The 20,133-nt window shown below is 65.1% G+C and carries 22 protein-coding genes; 14 read left to right on the top strand and 8 right to left on the bottom strand.

Annotation, left to right across the window (positions count from 1 at the left end; translation table 11 throughout):
• Nucleotides 1-25 precede the first annotated feature (25 nt).
• Nucleotides 26-532: a TlpA family protein disulfide reductase gene (locus OPU71_RS04480; protein WP_267725399.1), complete on the top strand. Its 507-nt coding sequence runs from the start codon at nt 26-28 to the stop codon at nt 530-532.
• A 4-nt stretch (nt 533-536) separates the two neighbouring features.
• Complete coding sequence (locus OPU71_RS04485) at nt 537-2,354, top strand: DUF885 domain-containing protein (protein WP_267725401.1); 1,818 nt, start codon at nt 537-539, stop codon at nt 2,352-2,354.
• Nucleotides 2,355-2,360: 6 nt separating this feature from the next.
• Here the strand turns inward: OPU71_RS04485 and OPU71_RS04490 are convergent, their stop codons facing one another.
• From OPU71_RS04490 to OPU71_RS04515, 6 genes are all read right to left on the bottom strand, one after another.
• Complete coding sequence (locus OPU71_RS04490) at nt 2,361-2,759, bottom strand: DUF4124 domain-containing protein (protein WP_267725403.1); 399 nt, start codon at nt 2,757-2,759, stop codon at nt 2,361-2,363.
• A 93-nt stretch (nt 2,760-2,852) separates the two neighbouring features.
• Nucleotides 2,853-4,064, bottom strand: a complete 1,212-nt coding sequence (hemW, locus tag OPU71_RS04495) for a radical SAM family heme chaperone HemW (RefSeq protein WP_267725405.1) — start codon at nt 4,062-4,064, stop codon at nt 2,853-2,855.
• 8 nt (nt 4,065-4,072) lie between these two features.
• On the bottom strand, nt 4,073-4,666 hold the full coding sequence (gene rdgB / locus OPU71_RS04500) for an RdgB/HAM1 family non-canonical purine NTP pyrophosphatase (protein ID WP_267725407.1): 594 nt from the start codon (nt 4,664-4,666) through the stop codon (nt 4,073-4,075).
• A gap of 136 nt (nt 4,667-4,802) precedes the next feature.
• Nucleotides 4,803-5,534: a ribonuclease PH gene (gene rph, locus OPU71_RS04505; protein WP_267725411.1), complete on the bottom strand. Its 732-nt coding sequence runs from the start codon at nt 5,532-5,534 to the stop codon at nt 4,803-4,805.
• Complete coding sequence (locus tag OPU71_RS04510; RefSeq protein WP_267725414.1) at nt 5,531-6,448, bottom strand: PP2C family protein-serine/threonine phosphatase; 918 nt, start codon at nt 6,446-6,448, stop codon at nt 5,531-5,533. Before OPU71_RS04510 ends, rph begins: the two co-directional genes overlap by 4 nt.
• Nucleotides 6,445-7,404 carry a serine/threonine protein kinase gene (locus OPU71_RS04515; RefSeq protein WP_267725416.1) on the bottom strand — a complete coding sequence of 320 codons (960 nt, stop codon included), beginning with the start codon at nt 7,402-7,404 and terminating at the stop codon, nt 6,445-6,447. The genes OPU71_RS04510 and OPU71_RS04515 overlap by 4 nt, the downstream gene beginning before the upstream one ends.
• A gap of 114 nt (nt 7,405-7,518) precedes the next feature.
• Here OPU71_RS04515 and OPU71_RS04520 point away from each other — a divergent pair, with 114 nt between their 5' ends.
• The 5 genes from OPU71_RS04520 (at nt 7,519) to OPU71_RS04540 (ending at nt 13,089) form a co-directional block, all read left to right on the top strand.
• Nucleotides 7,519-8,385, top strand: coding sequence for a YicC/YloC family endoribonuclease (locus OPU71_RS04520; protein ID WP_267725418.1), 867 nt, complete (start codon nt 7,519-7,521; stop codon nt 8,383-8,385).
• A gap of 5 nt (nt 8,386-8,390) precedes the next feature.
• The gene (gmk, locus tag OPU71_RS04525; RefSeq protein WP_267725422.1) at nt 8,391-9,008 is read left to right on the top strand and encodes a guanylate kinase; all 618 of its coding nucleotides are present in this window, start codon (nt 8,391-8,393) and stop codon (nt 9,006-9,008) included.
• Between the two features lie 157 nt (nt 9,009-9,165).
• Nucleotides 9,166-11,355 carry a RelA/SpoT family protein gene (locus OPU71_RS04530; RefSeq protein WP_267726005.1) on the top strand — a complete coding sequence of 730 codons (2,190 nt, stop codon included), beginning with the start codon at nt 9,166-9,168 and terminating at the stop codon, nt 11,353-11,355.
• A 44-nt stretch (nt 11,356-11,399) separates the two neighbouring features.
• Complete coding sequence (locus OPU71_RS04535; RefSeq protein WP_267725424.1) at nt 11,400-11,588, top strand: DUF3460 family protein; 189 nt, start codon at nt 11,400-11,402, stop codon at nt 11,586-11,588.
• 97 nt (nt 11,589-11,685) lie between these two features.
• On the top strand, nt 11,686-13,089 hold the full coding sequence (locus OPU71_RS04540; protein ID WP_267725428.1) for an exonuclease domain-containing protein: 1,404 nt from the start codon (nt 11,686-11,688) through the stop codon (nt 13,087-13,089).
• Here OPU71_RS04540 and OPU71_RS04545 read toward each other — a convergent pair.
• Complete coding sequence (locus tag OPU71_RS04545) at nt 13,074-14,156, bottom strand: hypothetical protein (protein WP_267725430.1); 1,083 nt, start codon at nt 14,154-14,156, stop codon at nt 13,074-13,076. The two genes, OPU71_RS04540 and OPU71_RS04545, sit on opposite strands and share 16 nt — an antisense overlap.
• 14 nt (nt 14,157-14,170) lie before the next feature.
• Between OPU71_RS04545 and OPU71_RS04550 the strand changes: the two genes are divergently transcribed.
• From OPU71_RS04550 to OPU71_RS04580, 7 genes are all read left to right on the top strand, one after another.
• On the top strand, nt 14,171-15,040 hold the full coding sequence (locus tag OPU71_RS04550) for a helix-turn-helix domain-containing protein (RefSeq protein WP_267725432.1): 870 nt from the start codon (nt 14,171-14,173) through the stop codon (nt 15,038-15,040).
• 15 nt (nt 15,041-15,055) lie between these two features.
• Nucleotides 15,056-15,469, top strand: a complete 414-nt coding sequence (locus OPU71_RS04555) for a CoA-binding protein (RefSeq protein WP_267725434.1) — start codon at nt 15,056-15,058, stop codon at nt 15,467-15,469.
• 34 nt (nt 15,470-15,503) lie between these two features.
• The gene (dapF, locus tag OPU71_RS04560; protein WP_267725438.1) at nt 15,504-16,334 is read left to right on the top strand and encodes a diaminopimelate epimerase; all 831 of its coding nucleotides are present in this window, start codon (nt 15,504-15,506) and stop codon (nt 16,332-16,334) included.
• Nucleotides 16,335-16,375: 41 nt separating this feature from the next.
• Entirely contained in the window at nt 16,376-17,026 is a 651-nt protein-coding gene (locus OPU71_RS04565) for a DUF484 family protein (RefSeq protein ID WP_267725440.1), read from the top strand.
• 18 nt (nt 17,027-17,044) lie between these two features.
• Nucleotides 17,045-17,548 (top strand): GNAT family N-acetyltransferase, encoded by a 504-nt coding sequence (locus tag OPU71_RS04570; RefSeq protein ID WP_267725444.1) that lies wholly within the window; start codon nt 17,045-17,047, stop codon nt 17,546-17,548.
• Nucleotide 17,549: 1 nt separating this feature from the next.
• Entirely contained in the window at nt 17,550-18,467 is a 918-nt protein-coding gene (gene xerC / locus OPU71_RS04575; protein ID WP_267725447.1) for a tyrosine recombinase XerC, read from the top strand.
• A 77-nt stretch (nt 18,468-18,544) separates the two neighbouring features.
• Nucleotides 18,545-19,123, top strand: coding sequence for a hypothetical protein (locus OPU71_RS04580; RefSeq protein ID WP_267725450.1), 579 nt, complete (start codon nt 18,545-18,547; stop codon nt 19,121-19,123).
• Between the two features lie 218 nt (nt 19,124-19,341).
• Here the strand turns inward: OPU71_RS04580 and OPU71_RS04585 are convergent, their stop codons facing one another.
• Nucleotides 19,342-20,088: a hypothetical protein gene (locus tag OPU71_RS04585; protein ID WP_267725453.1), complete on the bottom strand. Its 747-nt coding sequence runs from the start codon at nt 20,086-20,088 to the stop codon at nt 19,342-19,344.
• Between the last annotated feature and the right edge of the window lie 45 nt (nt 20,089-20,133).

Raw genomic sequence — 20,133 nt, forward strand, 5'->3', positions numbered from 1 at the left:
TGTTCTTCTCGAGCAAGCGACCTAAATGAAAATCAGACTCAAGCAAATCCTTGTCGTGGCCCTGGTCGGCCTGCTCGCGGCCGGCGCCTGGTTCGGATTCGGCAAGGCGCGCCCCGCGCCGGAAGTCACCGTAACGCGAATCGATGGGCAGCCGCTGAACAGTACGTCCCTGCGTGGCAAGGTGGTGCTGATCAACTTCTGGGCAACAACCTGCACCACCTGTGTGAAGGAAATGCCCCGTCTGGTTGAGACCTGGAAGCAGTACACCCCGCGTGGCTACGAGATGCTCGCGCTCGCGATGAGTTACGACAATCCGGATTGGGTTCGTGATTTCGCACGGCGGACCGAGCTGCCGGTGATTGTGGCTCTCGACTCGACTGGCGAGGCAGCCACGGCATATGGTGACGTGCGTCTGACACCCACCAGCTTTCTGATTGACCGCAAGGGCAACATCGCAGCCCAGTACCTGGGCGAACCCGATTGGGACGAGTTGCATCAACGAATTGAGCGCCTCCTTGCTGAACCGGCCTGATTGCATGCGTGGACTTTGGGGCGTGCGGCGTATTCGCGAGTGGCTGTCTGCCAGCATGCTTGCCGCCGTGCTCGGGATTGGATTGGGCTTTGCCGCGCCCCTTGGCGCGCAAGAGGCCAGCTCGGAACGAAGCGCGGTCTACCAGCTTGTTGAGCGGCATTTCGAACAGACGCTGGCGATTGCCCCGCTCTCTGCGACCTGGATTGGCGATTCGCGCTACGACGACCAGCTCGGCAATCCCGACTCACTTGAAACACGCGCGCGTTTCGATCTGCTCGACCGGCAATCCTTGCTGGCGGCGCGTGCAATCGCGCGTGACGCTTTGTCGCCAGCCGATGCGTTGACGCTCGATATCTTCATCAATGCGCGCGAACAGCAGATCGACGCGCGTCGCTTTCCCGAGCACCTGTTGCCGATCACGCAGCTCGACAGTCTGCCTATCGAACTTGCGCTGCTCGGGTCTGGTGACGGGCAGCAGCCCCTTGCCACCCTGGCGCAGCATCGCGCGTGGCTGGCGCGGGCGGCGCAGTTTCCGCGCTGGGTGGATACCGCGCTGGCCAATCTGCGCGAAGGTGTTGTGCGGCAGGTGACATTGCCCCGGGTGGCGGCAGAGCGGGTATTGCCTCAGCTCAGGGCGATCGCGGATTCCGCGCCGGGCGCCAGCGTGTTTCATGGCGCACTCAAGCGGATTCCGGCCAGCGCCACTGATGCCGAACGCGCGGCCCTCACGGCTGATTACGAAGCCCTGATCGTCGGGCAGCTCCTGCCGGCCTATCGCAAGCTGGCGGACTATTTCGCCAACGAGTACATCCCCGCCTGCCGCAGCAGCGTTGGCTGGTCCGCATTGCCTGATGGCACCGCCTGGTACCGCGCGCGAGTTCGCGCCAACACCGGGCTTGAGTTGTCGCCCGATGAGATTCATGCCATCGGACTGAAGGAAGTCGCGCGGATCCAGCGTGAGATGGAGTCGGTGCGACGCGCGATCGGTTTCAGCGGTGATCAGAAGGCGTTCCGCACCTACCTGGCCACCGACCCGCGCTTCTATCACACCAGTGCCGATGGGGTGGTGGAGGGCTTCAAGGCGATCAAGCGCAAGGTGGATCCGAACCTGCCCGCGCTCTTTTCGCTCTTCCCGAAAGCCGATTACGAGGTCAGGCCGGTCGAGGCGTTTCGTGCCGCCGCAGCGCCCGGTGCCTTCTATCAGTCGCCTTCGCAGGATGGCAGCCGGCCCGGCATCTTCTACATCAACACCAACGACCTGCGCGCGGTGCCGATCTGGGGCATGGAGACACTGTCTCTGCATGAAGCCGCGCCCGGCCACCACTTCCAGATTGCGCTGGCACAGGAAGTGGCAGACCTCCCGCGCTTCCGGCGTTTCTTTGGCGACAACGCGTATGCAGAAGGCTGGGCCTTGTACGCCGAAACGCTCGGTCACGATCTGGGTTTGTTCACCGATCCGCTGCAGTGGTTCGGCAAACTCAACGATGAAATGCTTCGCGCCTCGCGCCTGGTGGTGGATACCGGGCTTCATGCCAAGGGCTGGTCACGCGAGCGGGCGATCGCCTACATGAAGGCCAATCAGGTCATGGCCGATAGCGATGCAGTGATCGAAGTGGAACGCTACATGGTTGATCCGGGCCAGGCGCTTGGCTACAAGCTGGGGCAACTGCGGATCCTGCAATTGCGCCGCGAGGCCGAGTCGCAACTCAAGGCGCGATTCGATCTGCGCGCATTTCACCGCGAGTTGCTGGTCGATGGCGCCATGCCTTTGCCGGTACTCGAACGCAAGATCCGCCGCTGGATTGCCGCGCAAGGCGGCTGAAGCACCTTACTGCGCGCGGCGGATGCTGCCGTCTTCGGCGATCTCGATGCCGCCGGCAACCGGTTTTGCCGGGGCGGCGCTGGCGGTACCTGAGGCCGGCTTATCTGCCGGCAGCGTTACGATCTGGCTGCGCTCCGGGTCGAGTTTGCCTTGCTTGTGGTCTTCCGGGCAGGGCTGGTCGGTGTAGACCACCTTGCCGCGCTTCGTGCACTTGTGAATCCCTGCGCCGGGCGGCTGCGCCGGCTCGATCTCGATCACATCCCGTGGATCGGGGAGGCGCGAGAGGTCGGGCGTTGCGCGTGATGCGGCGGCCTTCAATTGCGGACTGGGTTCGCCATGCACCAGCGAGTAGAGACCGACGACGGCAGCGCCGGTCAGGACGAACAGGATCAGGAAGATACGCACGGCGGGGGCTCGTGAAGTGACCGGCGAATTCTACTGATGCACTGTTTCGCCAAATGTGCCGCGCGCCACGTCCGCGCGCAGTTAGCGCTCGTGCTACTTGACCTCGGGCAAGAAACGTTCGAGCAGCGTGTTCAGGAAACGTTGGCCTTGCAGGCTGGGGCGCAAACCGTTGGCGTCCATTTCAAGCAGACCATCCTGCCGGGCGCGCACCAGGATGGGTTCGATTGCCGCGAGCGGCAAGCCGGTGCGCTCGGCAAACAGCGCGGGGGGCACGCCGTCGATCAGGCGCAAGGCGTTCAGCATGAACTCGAAGGGCAACTCTTCGGTACCCACTTCGCGCCGTTCCTGCAATGCATCGCCGCGGGCCACGCCTTCGATGTAGGCATTCGGGTGCTTGTGCCGTGCCTCGCGCACGATCCCGGTGTGTGACGAGAGCTTGCCATGCGCCCCGGCGCCGATTCCCAGGTAGTCGCCAAATGCCCAGTAGTTCAGGTTATGCCGGCAGCGGTGGCCGGGGCGTGCGAAGGCCGAGGTTTCGTAGTGCTGGTAGCCGGCCTGCGCGAGCCGCGCTTCGATCGCCTCCTGCATGTCGGCGCTGCAGTCGTCGTCGGGCAGATCGGCGGGGGGCTTGGCGCCGAAAGCAGTGTTCGGCTCCATCGTCAGGTGGTAGCAAGACAGGTGCGGGGGCGCGAAGCTCAGTGCGATCTCAAGGTCGGCCAGCGCCTGTTCCAGCGATTGAGCAGGCAGCGCGTACATCAGATCGAGGTTGAAGGTGTCGAAGTGCTTTGCTGCAAGCGCGGCCGCGCGTCGCGCCTCATCGCCGCCATGGATGCGGCCGATGCGCGCAAGAGCTGCGTCGTCAAAGCTCTGGATGCCGAGTGAGAGCCGTGTCACGCCTGCGGCGCGGAAGTCCCCGAAATGAGTGGCCTCCAGCGTGCCGGGGTTCGCTTCGAGCGTGATCTCGCAATCGCCCGCCAGCGGCAGGCGCATGCGGATGTCGGCCAGCAGGCGCTCCAGCCCTGCGGCGCTGATCAGGCTGGGCGTACCACCACCGATGAAGATCGATTGCACCCGGCGGCCCCACACCTGCGGCAGTGATGCTTCAAGGTCGGCGATCAGTGCGTCGAGGTAGGCCTGCTCGGGGATGCTCTCGCGTACTGCGTGCGAGTTGAAGTCGCAGTAGGGGCACTTCTGCACGCACCAGGGGAAGTGCACGTAGAGCGAGAGCGGTGGCGGTGCGCTCAGTGCTGCACGCGTAATGACCGGCGGCCGCGTGACCAGCGGAATGATGCGACGTTCGCTCATGCAATCGATCAGAGCGCGGTGCGCTGCAGCGTCTCCAGCAGGTGGCGGCAGGCGGTGCCGCGATGCGAGAGCGTGTTCTTCAATGCCGGGTCCAGTTCGGCCGCCGTCTGTCCGAGATCGGGCAGGAGGAATAGCGGATCGTAGCCAAAGCCCTTGGTGCCGCGGGCTTGCGCAATGATCTCGCCGTGCCATTCGCCTTCCGCGATCAGCGGCTGCGGGTCGTCGGCGCTGCGCACCAGCACCAGAACGCAAACGTAGTGCGCGGCGTGGTCTGCCTGCCCGGCCAGTTTCTCTAGCAGCAAGGCGTTGTTGCGCTCATCAGATTTGGGTTCGCCGGCAAAGCGGGCCGACTGGACGCCCGGCGCGCCGCCAAGCGCGCTGACGCACAGGCCGGAATCGTCAGCGAGGGCCGGCAGGCCGGTGTAGCGCGAGGCGTGGCGCGCCTTCTCCAGCGCGTTCTCGATGAAGGTGCAATGCGGCTCTTCGGCCTCCGGCACGTTGAAGTGCGCCTGCGGTAGCACTTCGATCCCGAGCGGTGCCAGCAGCGCGGCGAATTCGCGCAGCTTGCCAGGGTTGTTCGAGGCGAGGACGAGTTGTTTCATCGGGAAAGACCTTGAATTTCCATCACCACAAAGGCGCAAAGGACCACAAAGGGTCGCGAAGAATCGTCGCGTGACAACAAATTTGCTTTGTGGCCCTTGGCGTTCTTCGCGTCTTTGTGGTGAAGCTGCTTGTCGTTCAGCCTGTGAGCGCGCTGCGCTGCGCAGCCACCAGTTCGCCGATTCCCTTCTCGGCCAGCACCAGCAGTGCGTCGAGTTCAGCGCGCGAGAAGGGCGTGCCCTCCGCGGTGCCCTGCACTTCGACGATGCCGCCGGAAGCGGTCATCACGACGTTCATGTCGGTGTCGCAGCCCGAGTCTTCAGTGTAGTCAAGATCGAGAACTGGCTGCCCCGCAACGATGCCGACCGAGATGGCGGCCACCATTTCGCGCATCGGGTGCTGGGCCAGCTTGCCCTCGGCCACCAGCTTTCCGAGTGCTTCGTGCAGTGCCACGCAGGCCCCGGTGATGGCGGCGGTGCGGGTGCCACCGTCGGCCTGCAGCACGTCGCAGTCCAGTGTGATCTGTCGCTCGCCCAGCGCCTTGAGGTCGACCACCGCGCGCAAGCTGCGCCCGATCAGGCGCTGGATTTCCTGGGTGCGGCCGCTTTGCTTGCCCTTGGCCGCTTCGCGCGCGCTGCGGGTGTGGGTGGCGCGCGGCAGCATGCCGTATTCGGCCGTGACCCAGCCCTCGCCCTTGCCACGCAGGAAGGGCGGCACCGATTCTTCGATGCTGGCGGTGCACAGCACGCGGGTATCGCCAAACTCAACCAGCACCGAACCTTCTGCATGGCGGGTGAAGCCGCGCGTGATGCGGACGGCGCGAAGTGCGTCGGGGCTGCGGCCACTCGGGCGCTGGGCGGGTGTGCTCATTTCGTGTACTTCCGGATCGCAGAGTTGATTTCGGCAATTGCGCGCTCGATGTCGTCGTCGCTCAGGTCACTGTTGGCGGGCGCGGTGTGGCCGGAGGCGAAGCCTTCCATCTTGGTGGTGAAGCTGTCCATCGGCATGGTCATCGTCGAGATTGTCGTGGGCGGCGATTCGGCGAAGTCGTCATGCCAGGTCATGCCCACGATCGAAAGATTGTCGGCGGTCGGGCCGGCGAGCGTCTCGGCACGGTTCATCAGCACGGGCAGCGATTCGAGGATGTTCTTCGTATCGACTTCGGCGATCGCCTCTTCGGCCCCTACCGGGCCCCAGACTCCGTCGCTGCACAGCAGCAGGGTGTCGCCCGCGTACAAGGGCGTTCGCCGCGAGAATTCGATTTGCGGCGAATGCGTACCGCCCAGGCAACTGAAGATGCGGTTGCGGAAGGGGTGGGTGGCTTGTTCGCCTTCCTTGATCAGACCTTGCTCCACCATGACCTGCACGCGCGAGTGGTCACGCGTGTGGAAGGCGACGCGGCCGTCGCGCAGCAGGTAGAGCCGCGAATCGCCCGCATGCGCCCAGTGCGCGAGGCTGTTCTGCACCACGCAGGCGACGATGGTTGTGCGTGGCGGATCGGGCAGGTTCTTGTCGAAGGCGTAGTCGAGAATGGCGTGATGGGCGTTGGTCAGCGCACGCGAGAGGAACAGCATCTCGTCCTGCAACTGGCCGCGCGCTTCGCGCTGAAAGCTCTCTGCGATGTATTGCACCGCGATCTGCGCGGCGATTTCGCCGTGCAGGTGGCCGCCCATGCCATCGGCAACGACCATCAGCAGCGCATCGCGTGAATAGCAATACGCGATGCGGTCCTGATTCGAGCGCCGTTTGCCGGGGCGGCTTTCCTGATAGATGGTGAATTTCATGATCGCGAAATGATTGACCGCAGTTTTGTTCCGAGGGACCCGATCCAGGTGTTCTCTGTCGTGCTGCCCGGTGCCGGCTGACGCACACGGCGTGCCAGTGCTTTTTGCAGGGCATAGACGCTTTGAGGGCGTTCCAGCGGATCGAGTTTGAGGCACCAGTCAATGGTGTCCAGTAATTGCGCTGAATACTGCTGCGACCAGCGTTTGCGCGCCGACTCAAGCTGGTCTTTCTTGATGCGATCGTCAGAGCGCTGCGGTGGTGTTCCGGAGAGGCAGGCATACATGCTCGCGCCTACCGAGTAAATGTCGCTCCATGGGCCCAGTTGCTCACGGTCGCGGAATTGTTCGGGCGCGCAATAGCCCGGGGTGTACATCGGTTTGAGCATCGGGGCGTCGTTGAACAGCGTCTGCCGTGCAGCGCCGAAGTCGAGCAGGACAGGCGTGCCATCGTTGCGCAGATAGATGTTGGACGGTTTGATGTCCAGGTGAAGCAGCTTGTTCGTGTGGACTTCACGCAGGCCGTTGAGCAGCCGGGTGAATACGCCGCGAATGAATTTCTCGCGGATGTCGCCCTTGTTCTTGTTGATGAAGTCCTGCAAGGTTCGGCCGCGCTCGAAGGCCATCACCATATAGACGGTGCTGTTGGCGCGAAAGAAATTGAGCACGCGCACCAGATTCGGGTGATTCAGGCTTGCGAGCGCGCGCCCTTCTTCGAAGAAGCACTTCATGCCGTAGCGGAAGGCGGCCTGATGGTCGTCCGGCACGCGAGGCTCGACCTCGCCTTCCTTGCGCAGCGCCAGCGAATTGGGCAGGTATTCCTTGATCACCACTGGCATGTCATCGGGATCGGTTGCCAGATAGACGATCGAAAATCCACCGAGGCTGAGCTGCTGCTCGATGCGGTACTGCTCCAGCTGGAAGCCGGACGGCAATGGGCAGTTTGCTTGAGTGGCCATCGGGGCGCACGTATGATTCGGCGAAAGGGCCTCGATTTTCAGCTTTTTATCCCACCCCTGCAATTCGACTGTGCAATTTAGCAATTTTCGCAGTCCTCAAAGCGGAAGCTTCTGATGATTCACTCAATGACCGGCTATGCCGTCAGCGCCCGTGAAAGCGGGCGTCTGCGTCTAAATATCGAGCTCAAAAGCGTCAATTCGCGCTTTCTGGATCTCGGATTCCGCATGGCCGAAGAGCTGCGCCTGGCCGAACCCGCCTTGCGCGAGGCGATCACCGCCCGGCTTTCGCGCGGCAAGGTTGAGTGCCGCCTCTACTGGCAGGCGATCGCGGCCGCGCCGGCGGAACTCTCGCTCAATGCGGCTCTGGTCGACCAATTGACGGCCGCGCAGGCCCAGTTGCGCAACCGCTTCCCCGATGCGGCGCCGCTCTCGGTCGGCGAGATCCTGCGCTGGCCCGGCATGATGGGCGACAACGGCCCGGACTTCGATGGCCTGGTGGCATCAGCGATCGAGCTGGTTGGCGTAGCGTTGGGTGATCTGGTCGCGTCGCGTGCGCGGGAGGGTGAAAAACTCGCCGCCATGATCCTGGAGCGAATCGAGGGCTTGCGTGCACTGGTGGCGCGCGCCGAACCGATCCTCCCGCAGGCGGTGGCCGAGTACCAGGAGAAGCTCACCACGCGCCTGCGCGACGCAGTCGCGACGCTCGATGAAGACCGCATCCGCCAGGAAGTTAGCCTGTTTGCCCAGCGCGCCGATGTGGTGGAGGAATTCTCGCGCCTGCGTGCGCACTGTGACGAGGTCGAGCGTGTGCTCAAGGTGGGTGGTCAGGCCGGCAAGCGACTCGATTTCCTGATGCAGGAACTCAATCGCGAGGCCAATACCATGGCTTCGAAGGCGGTATCCGGCGCGCTGTCGAGCATTGCACTGGAGATGAAACTGCTCATCGAGCAGATGCGCGAACAGGTTCAGAACATCGAGTAAGCGACATGCCCGGACAGCTCTACATCGTTTCGGCCCCTTCCGGGGCAGGCAAAACCACCCTGGTGCGCGGCTTGCTGGAGCAGGACCGCGGCATCCGTCTCTCTGTTTCGCACACCACCCGCGCACCGCGCCCGGGCGAGGTCGACGGCCAGCACTATCACTTCACCGATCGCGCGGCCTTTGAGGCAATGCGCGCAGCCGGGGGCTTCCTTGAATCGGCCGAGGTGCATGGCAACCTGTACGGCACTTCGCGCAGCTGGATCGAGCAGCAGATGAACACCGGCATGGACATCCTGCTCGAAATCGACTGGCAGGGCGCGCGGCAGGTGCGGCTGGCGTTTCCGCAAGCCGTTGGCATTTTCGTCCTGCCGCCCTCGCTGGCTGAACTCGAACGTCGCTTGCGCGGTCGTAACTCCGATGCCGACGAGGTGATTGCCCGTCGCCTGGAGGCTGCGCGGGGCGAGATGGAGCATGTCGACGAGTTCCATTACTGTATTATCAACAATGACTTAGCTGAGGCGCAGGCGGACATGGCGGCAATCGTGCGAGCCTGCCGCGCGCGCCTCAATGTGCAGAAAGCGCGTCATGCGGAAGCGTTTGCCTTCCTGCGTGGCGCCGATTGACGGAGGCGACGCATGAGCGCTGATCGCATGTCTGAACGCTGGTCTGCCGCCCGGTTTGCGGCAGCGTGCGTTTGCATGCGTGATCCGGGAGGCCGCTGAGATGGAGGCCTCTGCCAGCCGGATCGGCACCGATGTGAGTGCCCTGCATCACGAGCCCATGCATGATGCCGCCGCGGGCATCGATCCGCTCGAAGGCGTGGATCTTTCGACCCTGCGCGCCCGCACCGCGGCTTACCTCAAGGACGACGATCTCGACCGCCTTGAGCGTGCCGCGCGTTTCTCGGCCGAGGCGCATCTTGGGCAGTTCCGCAGCAGCGGCGAGCCCTACGTCTCGCACCCGGTCGCGGTGGCCGAGATCCTCGCCGAATGGCACCTCGATGCGCAGGCGCTGATCGCGGCCCTGCTGCACGATGTGATGGAAGACACCGATATCACCAAGCAGGCGATCGCGGATGCTTTCGGCAAGACCTCGGCGGAACTTGTGGACGGGGTTTCCAAGCTCGACAAGATCGAAGCCCGCACCCATGAAGAGGCGCAGGCAGAGAACTTCCGCAAGATGTTCCTCGCGATGGCGCGCGATGTTCGGGTGATCCTGATCAAGCTCGCCGACCGCCTGCACAACATGCGCACGCTCGACGCGGTGCGGCCCGACAAACAGCGCCGCATCGCACGCGAAACGCTGGAACTCTACGCCCCGATCGCCAATCGACTCGGCCTCAACAACCTCTACCGCGAACTGCAGGAGCTCTCGTTCAGTTACCTGCACCCGATGCGCTACCGCGTGCTGGCCAAGGCCGTGCGGGCCGCGCGCGGCAACCGGCGCGAGATCGTCGGCAAGCTGCTCGGTGCGATCCAGGAACGCCTGCCCAGCTGGCAGATCGACGCCGAAGTGTGGGGGCGCGAGAAGCATGTGTACGGCATCTACCGCAAGATGGTGGACAAGCACCTGACCTTCTCGCAGGTGCTCGACATCTACGGCTTCCGTATCGTCGTCAAGGACATCCCGACCTGCTACCTCACGATCGGCGCGCTGCACGAGCTCTACAAGCCGGTGCCGGGCAAGTTCAAGGACTACATCGCGATCCCCAAGGCCAACGGCTACCAGTCACTGCACACCACCTTGTTCGGCCCCTACGGCACGCCGGTCGAGGTGCAGATCCGCACCTGCGAGATGAACCAGGTGGCCGATAGCGGCGTGGCGTCGCACTGGCTTTACAAGGCCTGCGAAGGCCCCTTGTCGGATATCCAGCAGCGCACCCACAACTGGCTTCAGTCGCTGATCGAACTGCAGTCCACCTCCGGCGATTCGACCGAGTTCCTTGAGCACGTCAAGATCGACCTGTTCCCCGGCGAAGTCTTCGTCTTCAGCCCCAAGGGCAAGATCTTCAACCTGCCGCGCGGCGCCACGGTCGTCGATTTCGCCTACGCCGTGCACACCGACATCGGCAACCGCTGCGTGGCCTGCCGCATCAATGGCGAGTTGATGCCGCTGCGGACCGAGCTGAAGAACGGCGATCAGGTCGAGGTGGTCACCGCTTCGCACGCCAGCCCGAATCCGGCCTGGCTCTCGTATGTGCGCTCGGGCAAGGCGCGCGCGCAGATTCGCCACTTCCTCAAGACGGCACAGCAGGATGAGTCCGTCGCGCTGGGCGAGCGGCTGCTGGCGCAGGCCCTGCGTGCGCATGGCTTGCCGGTGGCTGCGCTGAACAATCTGGTGTGGGAGCGCTTCCTGCGCGACGCCGGCGCGCGCGACCGCAGCGAAGTGTTCACCGACATCGGGCTGGGCAAGCGCCTGCCCGCGGTGGTGGCCAAACGGCTTGCCAATGCGGTGGAGTCGGTGGGGGTGGAAGGCGTTGAAGGCCAGCAGATCCGCCCGCGCCCGGCCGGGGCGATCCTGATCCGCGGCAGCGAGGGCATGGCGGTGCAACTGGCCCGATGTTGCCGGCCGATTCCGGGCGACCCCATCGTTGGCCTGCTACGAAAAGGGCAGGGCATGGAAGTGCATCTGAACGACTGCCCCAATCTTTCGCGCAATCGTGCAGACCGCGAACGCTGGGTGGACGTCGAGTGGGAGTCCGACACCGATCGCCTCTTCGATGTGCAGATCCGCGTCATCACCGAAAACCGCCGCGGCGTGCTGGCCAAGATTGCCGCCTCGATCGCAGAAGAACACTCGAACATCCAGCATGTAAGCATGGACGGCGAAGGCGCCGCCCACCACCAGATCTACTTCACCCTGCAAGTCACCGATCGCCTGCACCTTGCGCGCCTGATGCGGGCCGTGCGGCGGATTCCCGAAGTGGTGCGCATCGCCCGCCTGAAGGCGTCGGAAGCGCGCGCGGCCTGATCCGGCGCAGCCCTGCTAAAATCGCCGCTTCAGGAGGAATCAACATGGCGATGTACGAGTCCGAACACACCAAATTCATGCGCGAGTGGATGGCCAAGCACCCCGAAGAGCGTGAGGAGCAACGCAAGGGCCGCGCGCTGTGGTGGGACAAGCCGCAGGATCTGGAAACCCAGCGGCGCAATGCCGAATCGAAGATCGCGCAGAAGCCCTACCCCTACCAGAGCGAAGTTTGATCCACGGCTCTACCCGCTTGCATGGCCCTGACACTGTTCAGGGCCATCTGCATTGTGCTGGCCTGCGATGGGCCACTCATCTACACGATCGCGCTGAATGAACCCGCTTTTCGAGCGCCCGCTCGCCATTGTCGATCTGGAGACCACCGGTGCCGATCCGCACCGCGACCGCATCACCGAAGTCGCAATCGTGCGGGTCGAAGGCGGCGTTGAAGTGGAACGCTGGTCCAGCCTGGTCGACCCCGAGATGCCGATTCCGCGCCGCATCCAGGAATTTACCGGCATCAGCAACGAGATGGTCGCCGGGGCACCCAACTTCAGGGCCTTGGCTGACGAGATCGCGCAACGCCTCGCGGGCGCCGTGTTCGTCGCGCACAACGCGCGCTTTGACTACAACTTCCTGCGCGCCGCCTTCGCGCAGCGGCAGATCGCATTCGATCCGCCGGTGCTGTGCACCGTGAAGCTCTCTCGCGCGCTCTACCCGGAGCACGCGCGGCACGGGCTCGATGCGATTGTCGAGCGTCACGGCTATGCGGTTGAAAACCGTCACCGCGCGATGACCGATGCCGATCTGGTCTGGCAGTTCATGCAGGAAGCCGCCGGCTTGTTCGATCACGACCGCCTGCTGCTCGCGCTTCGCCGCGCAGGCAGCGAGGGGGCTGCGGTACCGAGGCTACCCGAAGGCGATCTGGAGGCCCTGCCCGAGGCGCCGGGGGTTTACCTGTTGTTTGGTGCGGGCGGGCAACTGCTGCAGTGCGGGCGCTCGAATCACCTGCGCTCGAAGGTGCTTGGTCTGTTCACCGGGCGCGGCGATGCCAAGAGCGTGAAGCTCAGCGCGCAGGTGCGGCGGGTGGAGACCGAGTTCACCGCCGGCGACCTGGATTCCCAGCTTCGAGAGCTGGCCTTGCTGCGCCGCCATGTGCCGGAAAAGCATCCAAGCCGCTCGCTGGGCTGGCGCTTCATTCCGAACCGGCGCCGCCCGCCGGTGCTGGAGGAATGCGAGCTGCACGGCAGCGATCCGTGCGAGTGGGGGGATGTGTTCGGCACCTTCCGCGGCCAGCGTGAAGCGGACAACACCTTGCGCGAACTGGTGCTGCTGCATCGCCTGTGTCCGCAGCGGGTTGGCCTTGAAAACGGGCGCGGCGCCTGCCAGGCCTACGGGCTCAAGCGTTGTGACGGCGTTTGCGTGGATGCCGAGCGGCCGGAGATCCACGACGCCCGCCTCTTGCGTGCGCTGGCGTCCCTGGCGCCACGCGCCTGGCCCTGGGCCGGGCCGGTGGCGATTGCCGAACTGCATGAAGAGAGCGGCCGCGCCGCGACGCATGTTTTCGACCAGTGGTGCCACCTGGGCACTGCGCGTGACGAGGCGGCGCTTGAAGGCCTGCTCAGCGAAGCGCCGAGTCGCAAGTTCGACCTGGAGATCGCGCGGCTGCTGCAGCGCTGGCTGATGCAGCCGGGGCACGCGATGGCGGTGCGGCCGCTGCCTCAGCGCGTGGTCTGACGCGCCTCAATCAGACGGCGTAGATCCTCGGGTAGCCAGGCCCTCAGGCGCAGGCTCAGCCGTGCTTCGTGCTGGCGCCACGCAATGCCCGCGAAGATGATGCCAAGCCCGATGGCGGTGAGCGCCAGCGGGAACAGCCAGCTGTCGCGGAAGTAGTGGTGCGAGAGATCGCCCAGCACGATCGCGACACCCAGCGCACCGAACACGACAAAGGTTCGCCGCACCAGCACCGCGCCAATGCCGATCAGCAGCAGGTTGATCGCAAGGTAGATCAGCTTGCCCGACAGCAGCCCCGAGCCCAGCGAGCTGAGGCCCCCCCAGAAGGCCATGAGGCCGAACAGGTAGAGCCAGAACGGGTAGTCCTTGCCTGAACGGCTGCGCAGTTCGGCCCAGAAGGCACCCAGCAGCATCAGCAAGCCGAAGGCCAGCGAGAACCACTTGCGGAAGGTCCAGGCCGCTTCGTTCCAGTAATGCGGCGCATCGGCGGCGATCAGGAATACCGCCAGGTCCATGCTCATGTACCACAGGGTCACGGCGATCGGCATCACCAGGAAGGGCGTGCGCCAGCGGTAGAGCATCAGCGTGCCGGCGATCAGGGTGACGAACTCCAGCGTGATCCAGCGCCAGTCGATGTAGGCGTGATAGTCGCGGTAGCCCTTGATGTGGCTGGCCTCGGCCCACAGCCCGAAGGCGTTCTGCAGGCCCCACACGGCAAGCGGCACCAGCACCACGACCAGCGCGGCCATGAGGCCGCAGGGAACCGCCAGTGCCATCCGCTCGAAGCGTTCAGCCAGCTTCCAGGCAAGGCCGGCGTAGAGCAGCGCTATGAAGAAGATGCCCCAGCCGCCGAATTCTTCCCAACCCAGGGTCATGAAGAGCGACATCGCGCCAATCGCGAGCATGCCGCCCAGGTAGTACAGCACATGGGTGAAATCGAAGCGCGGTGCGTCGCCGGCGGCGGCACCGCGAGCGGCAAGGAAGTGCCACAGCGGCTCGGCCGCGTTGGCGGGGATCAAGCCGGCCTGACTGGCGGCGTCGAGGTCGGTACGCTGGATGCGGAGGGTCATGGCCAAGCCCGTGGATGAAGGTGCCGCCAATTGTGCGCGCTCCGGACGGCAAACCGGATCCGCCCTTGCAGGTTGCCGATGGCGGTGCCGCCGGTATCATTCCGCGCTACGCATCGCAGGTGCCCCCCATGACCCAGGCGGTAGAAGTTGTCGATCTTCTGAAGGCAGCCCTCAAGGCGCGCGGCATCACCTATGCCGAGCTGGCGCGGCGGGTCGGGCAATCGGAAGCCAGCGTCAAGCGTTGGTTTGCCCAGCGCAATTTCACGCTGGCAAGGCTGGATACGGTCTGCAACGCCGTCGGCATTGATTTCGCGGAACTGACCGGCGGCTTTGACCGCGAAGCGCGCCTGATCTCGCGCCTGAGCGTGGCGCAGGAGCGCGAGATCGTCGGCGAGCCCAAACTCTTCCTCGCCGCGCTGTCGGCGCTGAATCTGCTGGGCTTCGAGGACATGCTCGCGCTGTATGAATTCGAGCGCGCCGAGCTGATCGGCCTGCTCGCGCGGCTCGATCGCATCGGCTTCATCGAACTGATGCCGAACAACCGCATCCGCCTGCGCGTGGCACGCACGTTTTCCTGGACGCCCAACGGCCCGATCATGGAAGCCTTCAAGGACAACGTGGCGGACTTCTTCGCCAGCGACTTTGCCGCGCCGGGCGAGGCGATGTTCCTGCTCAACGGGCGCCTCACGCCCGGCGCGCGCCACGCCCTGGCCGAGCGCCTGAAGAAACTCGCGCGCGAATTCGCCGAACTGCATTGGGACGAAGGCGCCTTGCCGCAGGCCGAGCGCCAGCCGGTGAGCCTGCTGCTGGCCTGCCGCCCGTGGCAGGTGGCCGCGATTCGCCCCTTCATCCGCCCGGCCCGCAAGGCGCCGCGGCCAAGCTGAACCCACGGAGACACGATGTTCAAGAACCCCGATCTGGACACCCTGCGCGCAGCCATCGCGAAGGTGAAAACCGTCGCCATCGTCGGCGCTTCGCCCAAAGCGGAGCGGCCCAGCCACTACATCGGGCAGTTCCTCAAGCAGCAGGGGCTGCGGGTGATCCCGATCCACCCGGCAGCCAGCGAACTGTTCGGCGAGAAGGCCTACCCCAGCCTCTCGGCGGTGCCGGAAAAGATCGACCTCGCGGACTTCTACATCAACGCCGAGCGGGTCGGCCCGCTGGTGGATGAAGCGGTTGCGCTGGGCATACCCTTCATCTGGATGCAGGATCACGTGGTGGATGAAGCTGCTGCGCAGCGCGCGCGCGAGGCCGGCGCGACGGTCGTGATGGATGACTGCATCTACCGCCGTTGGCGGCAACTGACGGAATGATCGGCCTGCAGCCGCCTGTGGGACAATTGCGCACATGAAACTCCGCTTTACGAAAATGCAGGGCCTGGGCAATGACTTCGTCGTCATCGACGCGGTGCGCCAGGCTTTTGAGATGACGCCCGAGCGCGCGCGCGTGCTGGCCGACCGGCGCTTCGGCGTGGGCTGCGACCAGATCCTGATCGTCGAGCCGAGCCGTTTGCCCGGCGTCGATTTCCGCTACCGCATCTTCAACCTCGATGGCGAGGTGGAGCAGTGCGGCAATGGTTCGCGCTGCTTTGCGCGCTACGTGCGCGACAAGGGCCTCACCGACAAGGACGAAATCCGCGTTGAAACCCTTGCCGGCGTGATCACGCCGCGGCTCGGTGCCGACGGGCTGGTGACGGTGGACATGGGCGCACCGGTGCTTGATCCGGCGCGCATCCCGTTCATCTCCGACTCCGATGCGCCGGCGCAGCCGCTGGAGGTGGCGGGCGAAACGATCCTGATCGGCGCCGTCAGCATGGGCAACCCGCATGCGGTGCAGGTGGTCACGGACGTCGATACCGCGCCGGTGACGACGCAGGGGCCGCTGATCGAACACCATCCGCGCTTTCCGGCACGTGTGAATGCCGGCTTCATGCAGGTCGTCGACCGCCACACGATCCGCCTGCGGGTGTTTGAGCGCGCGGCGGGTGAAACCCTGGCCTGCGGCACCGGCGCCTGCGCGGCGGTGGTGTCGGGCATCCGGCGCGGTCTGCTCGATAGCCCGGTGCGGGTGCATGCGCGCGGTGGCGAGTTGAGCATTGCCTGGGGTGGCCCCGGCCAGCCGGTGCTGATGTCCGGCCCGGCAGTCACCGTGTTCGAAGGCGAAATCGAGATTGACTGAAGTCCGTGGCCAGCGGCTGCGGCGCACTTGAGGTTGCACCCATGACTGATCAGGAAGTGATCGCCTACCTGCAGGCGCATCCGGAATTCTTCAACGAACAACCGGCCCTGCTGGCGCAACTGTCGGTGCCGCACCCGGACACCGGCCAGGCGATCTCGCTCACAGAACGGCAACTGCTGGCGATGCGCGAAAAGCTGCAGATGCTGCAGGACAAGATGGAAGAGCTGGTGCGCTTCGGCGAAGAGAACGACGTCATCGGCGAGAAGGTGCACCGCCTCACCCTGGGCCTGCTTGAATCGAACAGCGTCGAGGCGGTGGTTGGCGTGATCGATTCGCACCTGGTTGAAGACTTTGCGGTGCCGCATGTCGCCCTGCGCGTCTGGAACAGCATCATCCAGCGCGATACGGTGGAGTTCTCGGCGGTGTCTGAAGAGTTGCGTTTCTTCGCGGCCGATCTGCGCCACCCGTACTGCGGGCCGGCGGCCCAGCCGGAAGTGGTGGGCTGGTTCGGCGAGCCGGGCGCGCAAGTGCGTTCGGTGGCCTTGCTGCCCCTGCGGCGCGACGGCGTGGTGTTTGGCCTGCTTGCACTGGGCAGCGAAGACATCGAGCGCTTCTACCCCGAGATGGGCACGCTCTACGTGGCACGCATCGCGGATCTGGTGAGCGCGTCGCTGATCAACCACCTGGGTTAGCTGCCCCGTGTTCCGCGCATGACGGTTTCGATCCAGGACATCCAGGCCGAAGATGTAGTGCCCTTCCGGATCGCGGTGGATCGGGTCGCGCGTGAGGGGCGCTTTCTTGCCAGCAACGAGGCGCCCTCGCTCGACGCGGTCGCGCGATTTGTCAGCACCAACCTTGAATTTGGCTATCCGCATGTGGTGGCGTTGGTCGATGGTGCGCTGGTGGGCTGGTGCGACATCACCCCCGAGGGCCGGCCACTCAAGCGCCATGTCGGCCTGCTCGGCATCGGCGTGCTTGAGCCCTGGCGCCGGCGCGGCGTGGGGGCGGCTTTGCTCGACGCTGCGCTGGCGCGCGCCACCGCGGCCGGTTTCTTGCGGATCGAGTTGTCGGTGCGGACCGACAACCACGCCGCCATTGCGCTATACCGCAAGCGGGGCTTCGTCGAGGAAGGGGTCAAGCGGATGGCGATCAGGGTGCCGGACGGCTTTGGCGATGTCCTGATGATGGCCTACCTCTCGCCCGCGCTGGCCTGAGATGACGGCAAGCGGCGCGAGCGAGCTTCCCGCCCCGATGCAGGCCTGGCTTGCGGTGCTGACCCACGAGCAGCGTGCGGCGCCGCTGACGGTGTCGGCCTACCGCCGCGATTTGCTGCAACTGGCGGAACTCTCGCGTGGCCGCCCGCTTGAGGCCGTGTCGCCGCACGACATCCGCCGTTATGTCGCGCGCCTGCACGGGCAAGGGCTTTCGGGGCGCACGATTGCCCGCCAACTGTCGTGCTGGCGTGGCTTCTTCGCATGGTGGGCGCGCACCGGCGCGGTGGGTGCCAACCCGGTGGTGGGCATCCGCCCACCCAAGTCAGCCAAGGGTTTGCCGCAGGCGCTTTCGCCCGACCAGGCGGTGGCCTTGCTCGATGCGCCGCAGGGGGCGGCGAATGATCCGTTCGCGCTGCGCGATCGCGCGATGTTCGAACTGTTCTATTCCTCCGGCCTGCGCCTGACAGAGCTCGCCAGCCTGGATATCGGCCCCGCGCTGAACCTGCGTGACGCCGAGGTCACGGTGACCGGCAAACGCAGCAAGGCGCGCACCGTGCCGGTCGGCACGCAGGCGCGCGAAGCCCTTGCGGCGTGGCTGCAGGAGCGGGCTCGCCATGCACGGGCCGACGAGCCTGCGCTTTTCGTCAATACCCGTGGCGCGCGGATTGCGCCGCGCAGCATCCAGCAGAGGCTGGCCTTGTGGGCGCAGCGCAGCGGCCTGGGGGTACATGTGCACCCGCACATGCTGCGCCACAGTTTTGCCAGCCACCTGCTGCAATCATCCGGCGATCTGCGCGCGGTTCAGGAATTGCTGGGCCACGAGAGCATCGCCACGACGCAGATCTACACCCACCTCGACTTCCAGCACCTGGCGAAGGTGTATGACGCGGCGCACCCGCGCGCCAAGCGCAAACCCTGATCCAGCAATCTGGCGCGGGCCATGCGGAAGGACTACCATGGCGCCACTTTCAAAACCCTGTCATGAGGAAATTCCAAATGAAACTTCGTTCACTGATCGTTGCCGCCACGCTTGCCAGCACCCCCTTCGCTGCGGCGCTTGCGGCCGATGGTGTGGTGGTTGCCACCGAGCAGGGCAAGGCTGTCATCGCCGGCAAGGCCTCGGTCACCGCGACCATCGTCGCGATTGACGCGGCAACCCGCACGGTGACCCTCAAGGGCGAGAATGGTGAAACGGTCGACGTGGTCGCAGGCCCGGAGGTCAAGCGCTTTGCCGAACTGAAGGTGGGCGACACGCTGACGACGACCTTCGTCGAGGCGGTTGCGCTCAACGTCAAGCAAGGCGGTGGCAAGTTCCGCCAGCGCATCGAATCGGTGGATGCAGTGCGGGCCACGGCTGACGAGGCGCCTGGTGGTGCGATCGGCAAGAAGGTCGTGATCATTGCCGATGTGACCGCGGTGGATGCCGAGAAGGGCACGATCACGCTGCGCGGCCCGCGCGGTATCCGTACGATGAAGGTACACAACAAGGCGCAGCTGAACGACCTGACCGCCGGCGATCAGGTGGAAGTGACGCTGATCGAAGCGATGGCGATGGAAATCACCCACGCCAAGTAATCTGCCTGTCCCGCAGCACCGAATGCCCCGCCCCGAGCGGGGCATTTTTTGCGGCATCTCCCTGTCGCGATTGCACAAGCATGGTACAGGCCCAGCAGTTGCCTGCCGGTTACGTCACCCTCGTGCTGGCCACGCTGCTGTCACCCCTTTGGCGCCGGCGGATGGATCCACGTGTTGCGCAGTGGCGTGCCGCTCAGGGACTTGCACCCGCTGTTCGATCAAGGCGCTTCGTGGCCGTCGCTGAACCAGCCGGTGCGGGTGAACTCGGCCTTGTAGGGGGCGCTGAGCAGGATCGCCTGGGTGTCTTCACGCGCGTCGGCATCCAGCGGCACCACGGCGCATTGCCGCTTGCCCTTGATTTCCAGTGCCTGTTGCCCGCTGCGGGTCTGCAGTGCCGCCTGGGCGCCTTCACGCTCAAAGCAGAAGCGCAGGGCGTTGGGGTTCGGGATCAGCAGGCGGAAGTACCAGGGGATGATCTCCTTCATCAGGCGCTTGCTTTGCTCGGTGGCTTCCAGCGCATCGGCATACGCGATCTTGCCGTCATCGGCGAGCCTCGGCGAAAGCGTCAGGTGCACCGCCAGCGAACTCCGCTTCTGGTTTGTCACGAATTCGGCCTTGTCCGCCAGTGCCTCGGCCGATAGCGGAATCTCCACATCCCCTTCCGGCCCGAGCGGAACCGGGATATCGGTGTTCTCGCCGGTGAGGCGGATGCGGATGTCGGCGGGGCTGACGGCCTTGTCGTTTGACTTGACCTGCAAGCGCATCCGCACCTTGTCGTGCTGCACACGCTGCACCTGGGTCTGGAACGCGTAGGCGTCGGCGTAGGGCATGATCGCCGGGTCGCGCACGCCCTTGACGATCACGCTGTCGGCGACCGGGGCGCTCTGGTCCGCGGCCGGGGCCGGTGGGGACTCGGCGTAGGCGCAGAGCGGGGCGATCAGTGCGGCGAGGCAGAGCGCTTTCATGGGCGGAGTCCTGTGCGGGAAATGCCGGCATCATCGCGCGGTGCG

Origin of the sequence: Niveibacterium sp. 24ML (assembly GCF_026586805.1) — a bacterium.
GTDB lineage: Bacteria > Pseudomonadota > Gammaproteobacteria > Burkholderiales > Rhodocyclaceae > Niveibacterium.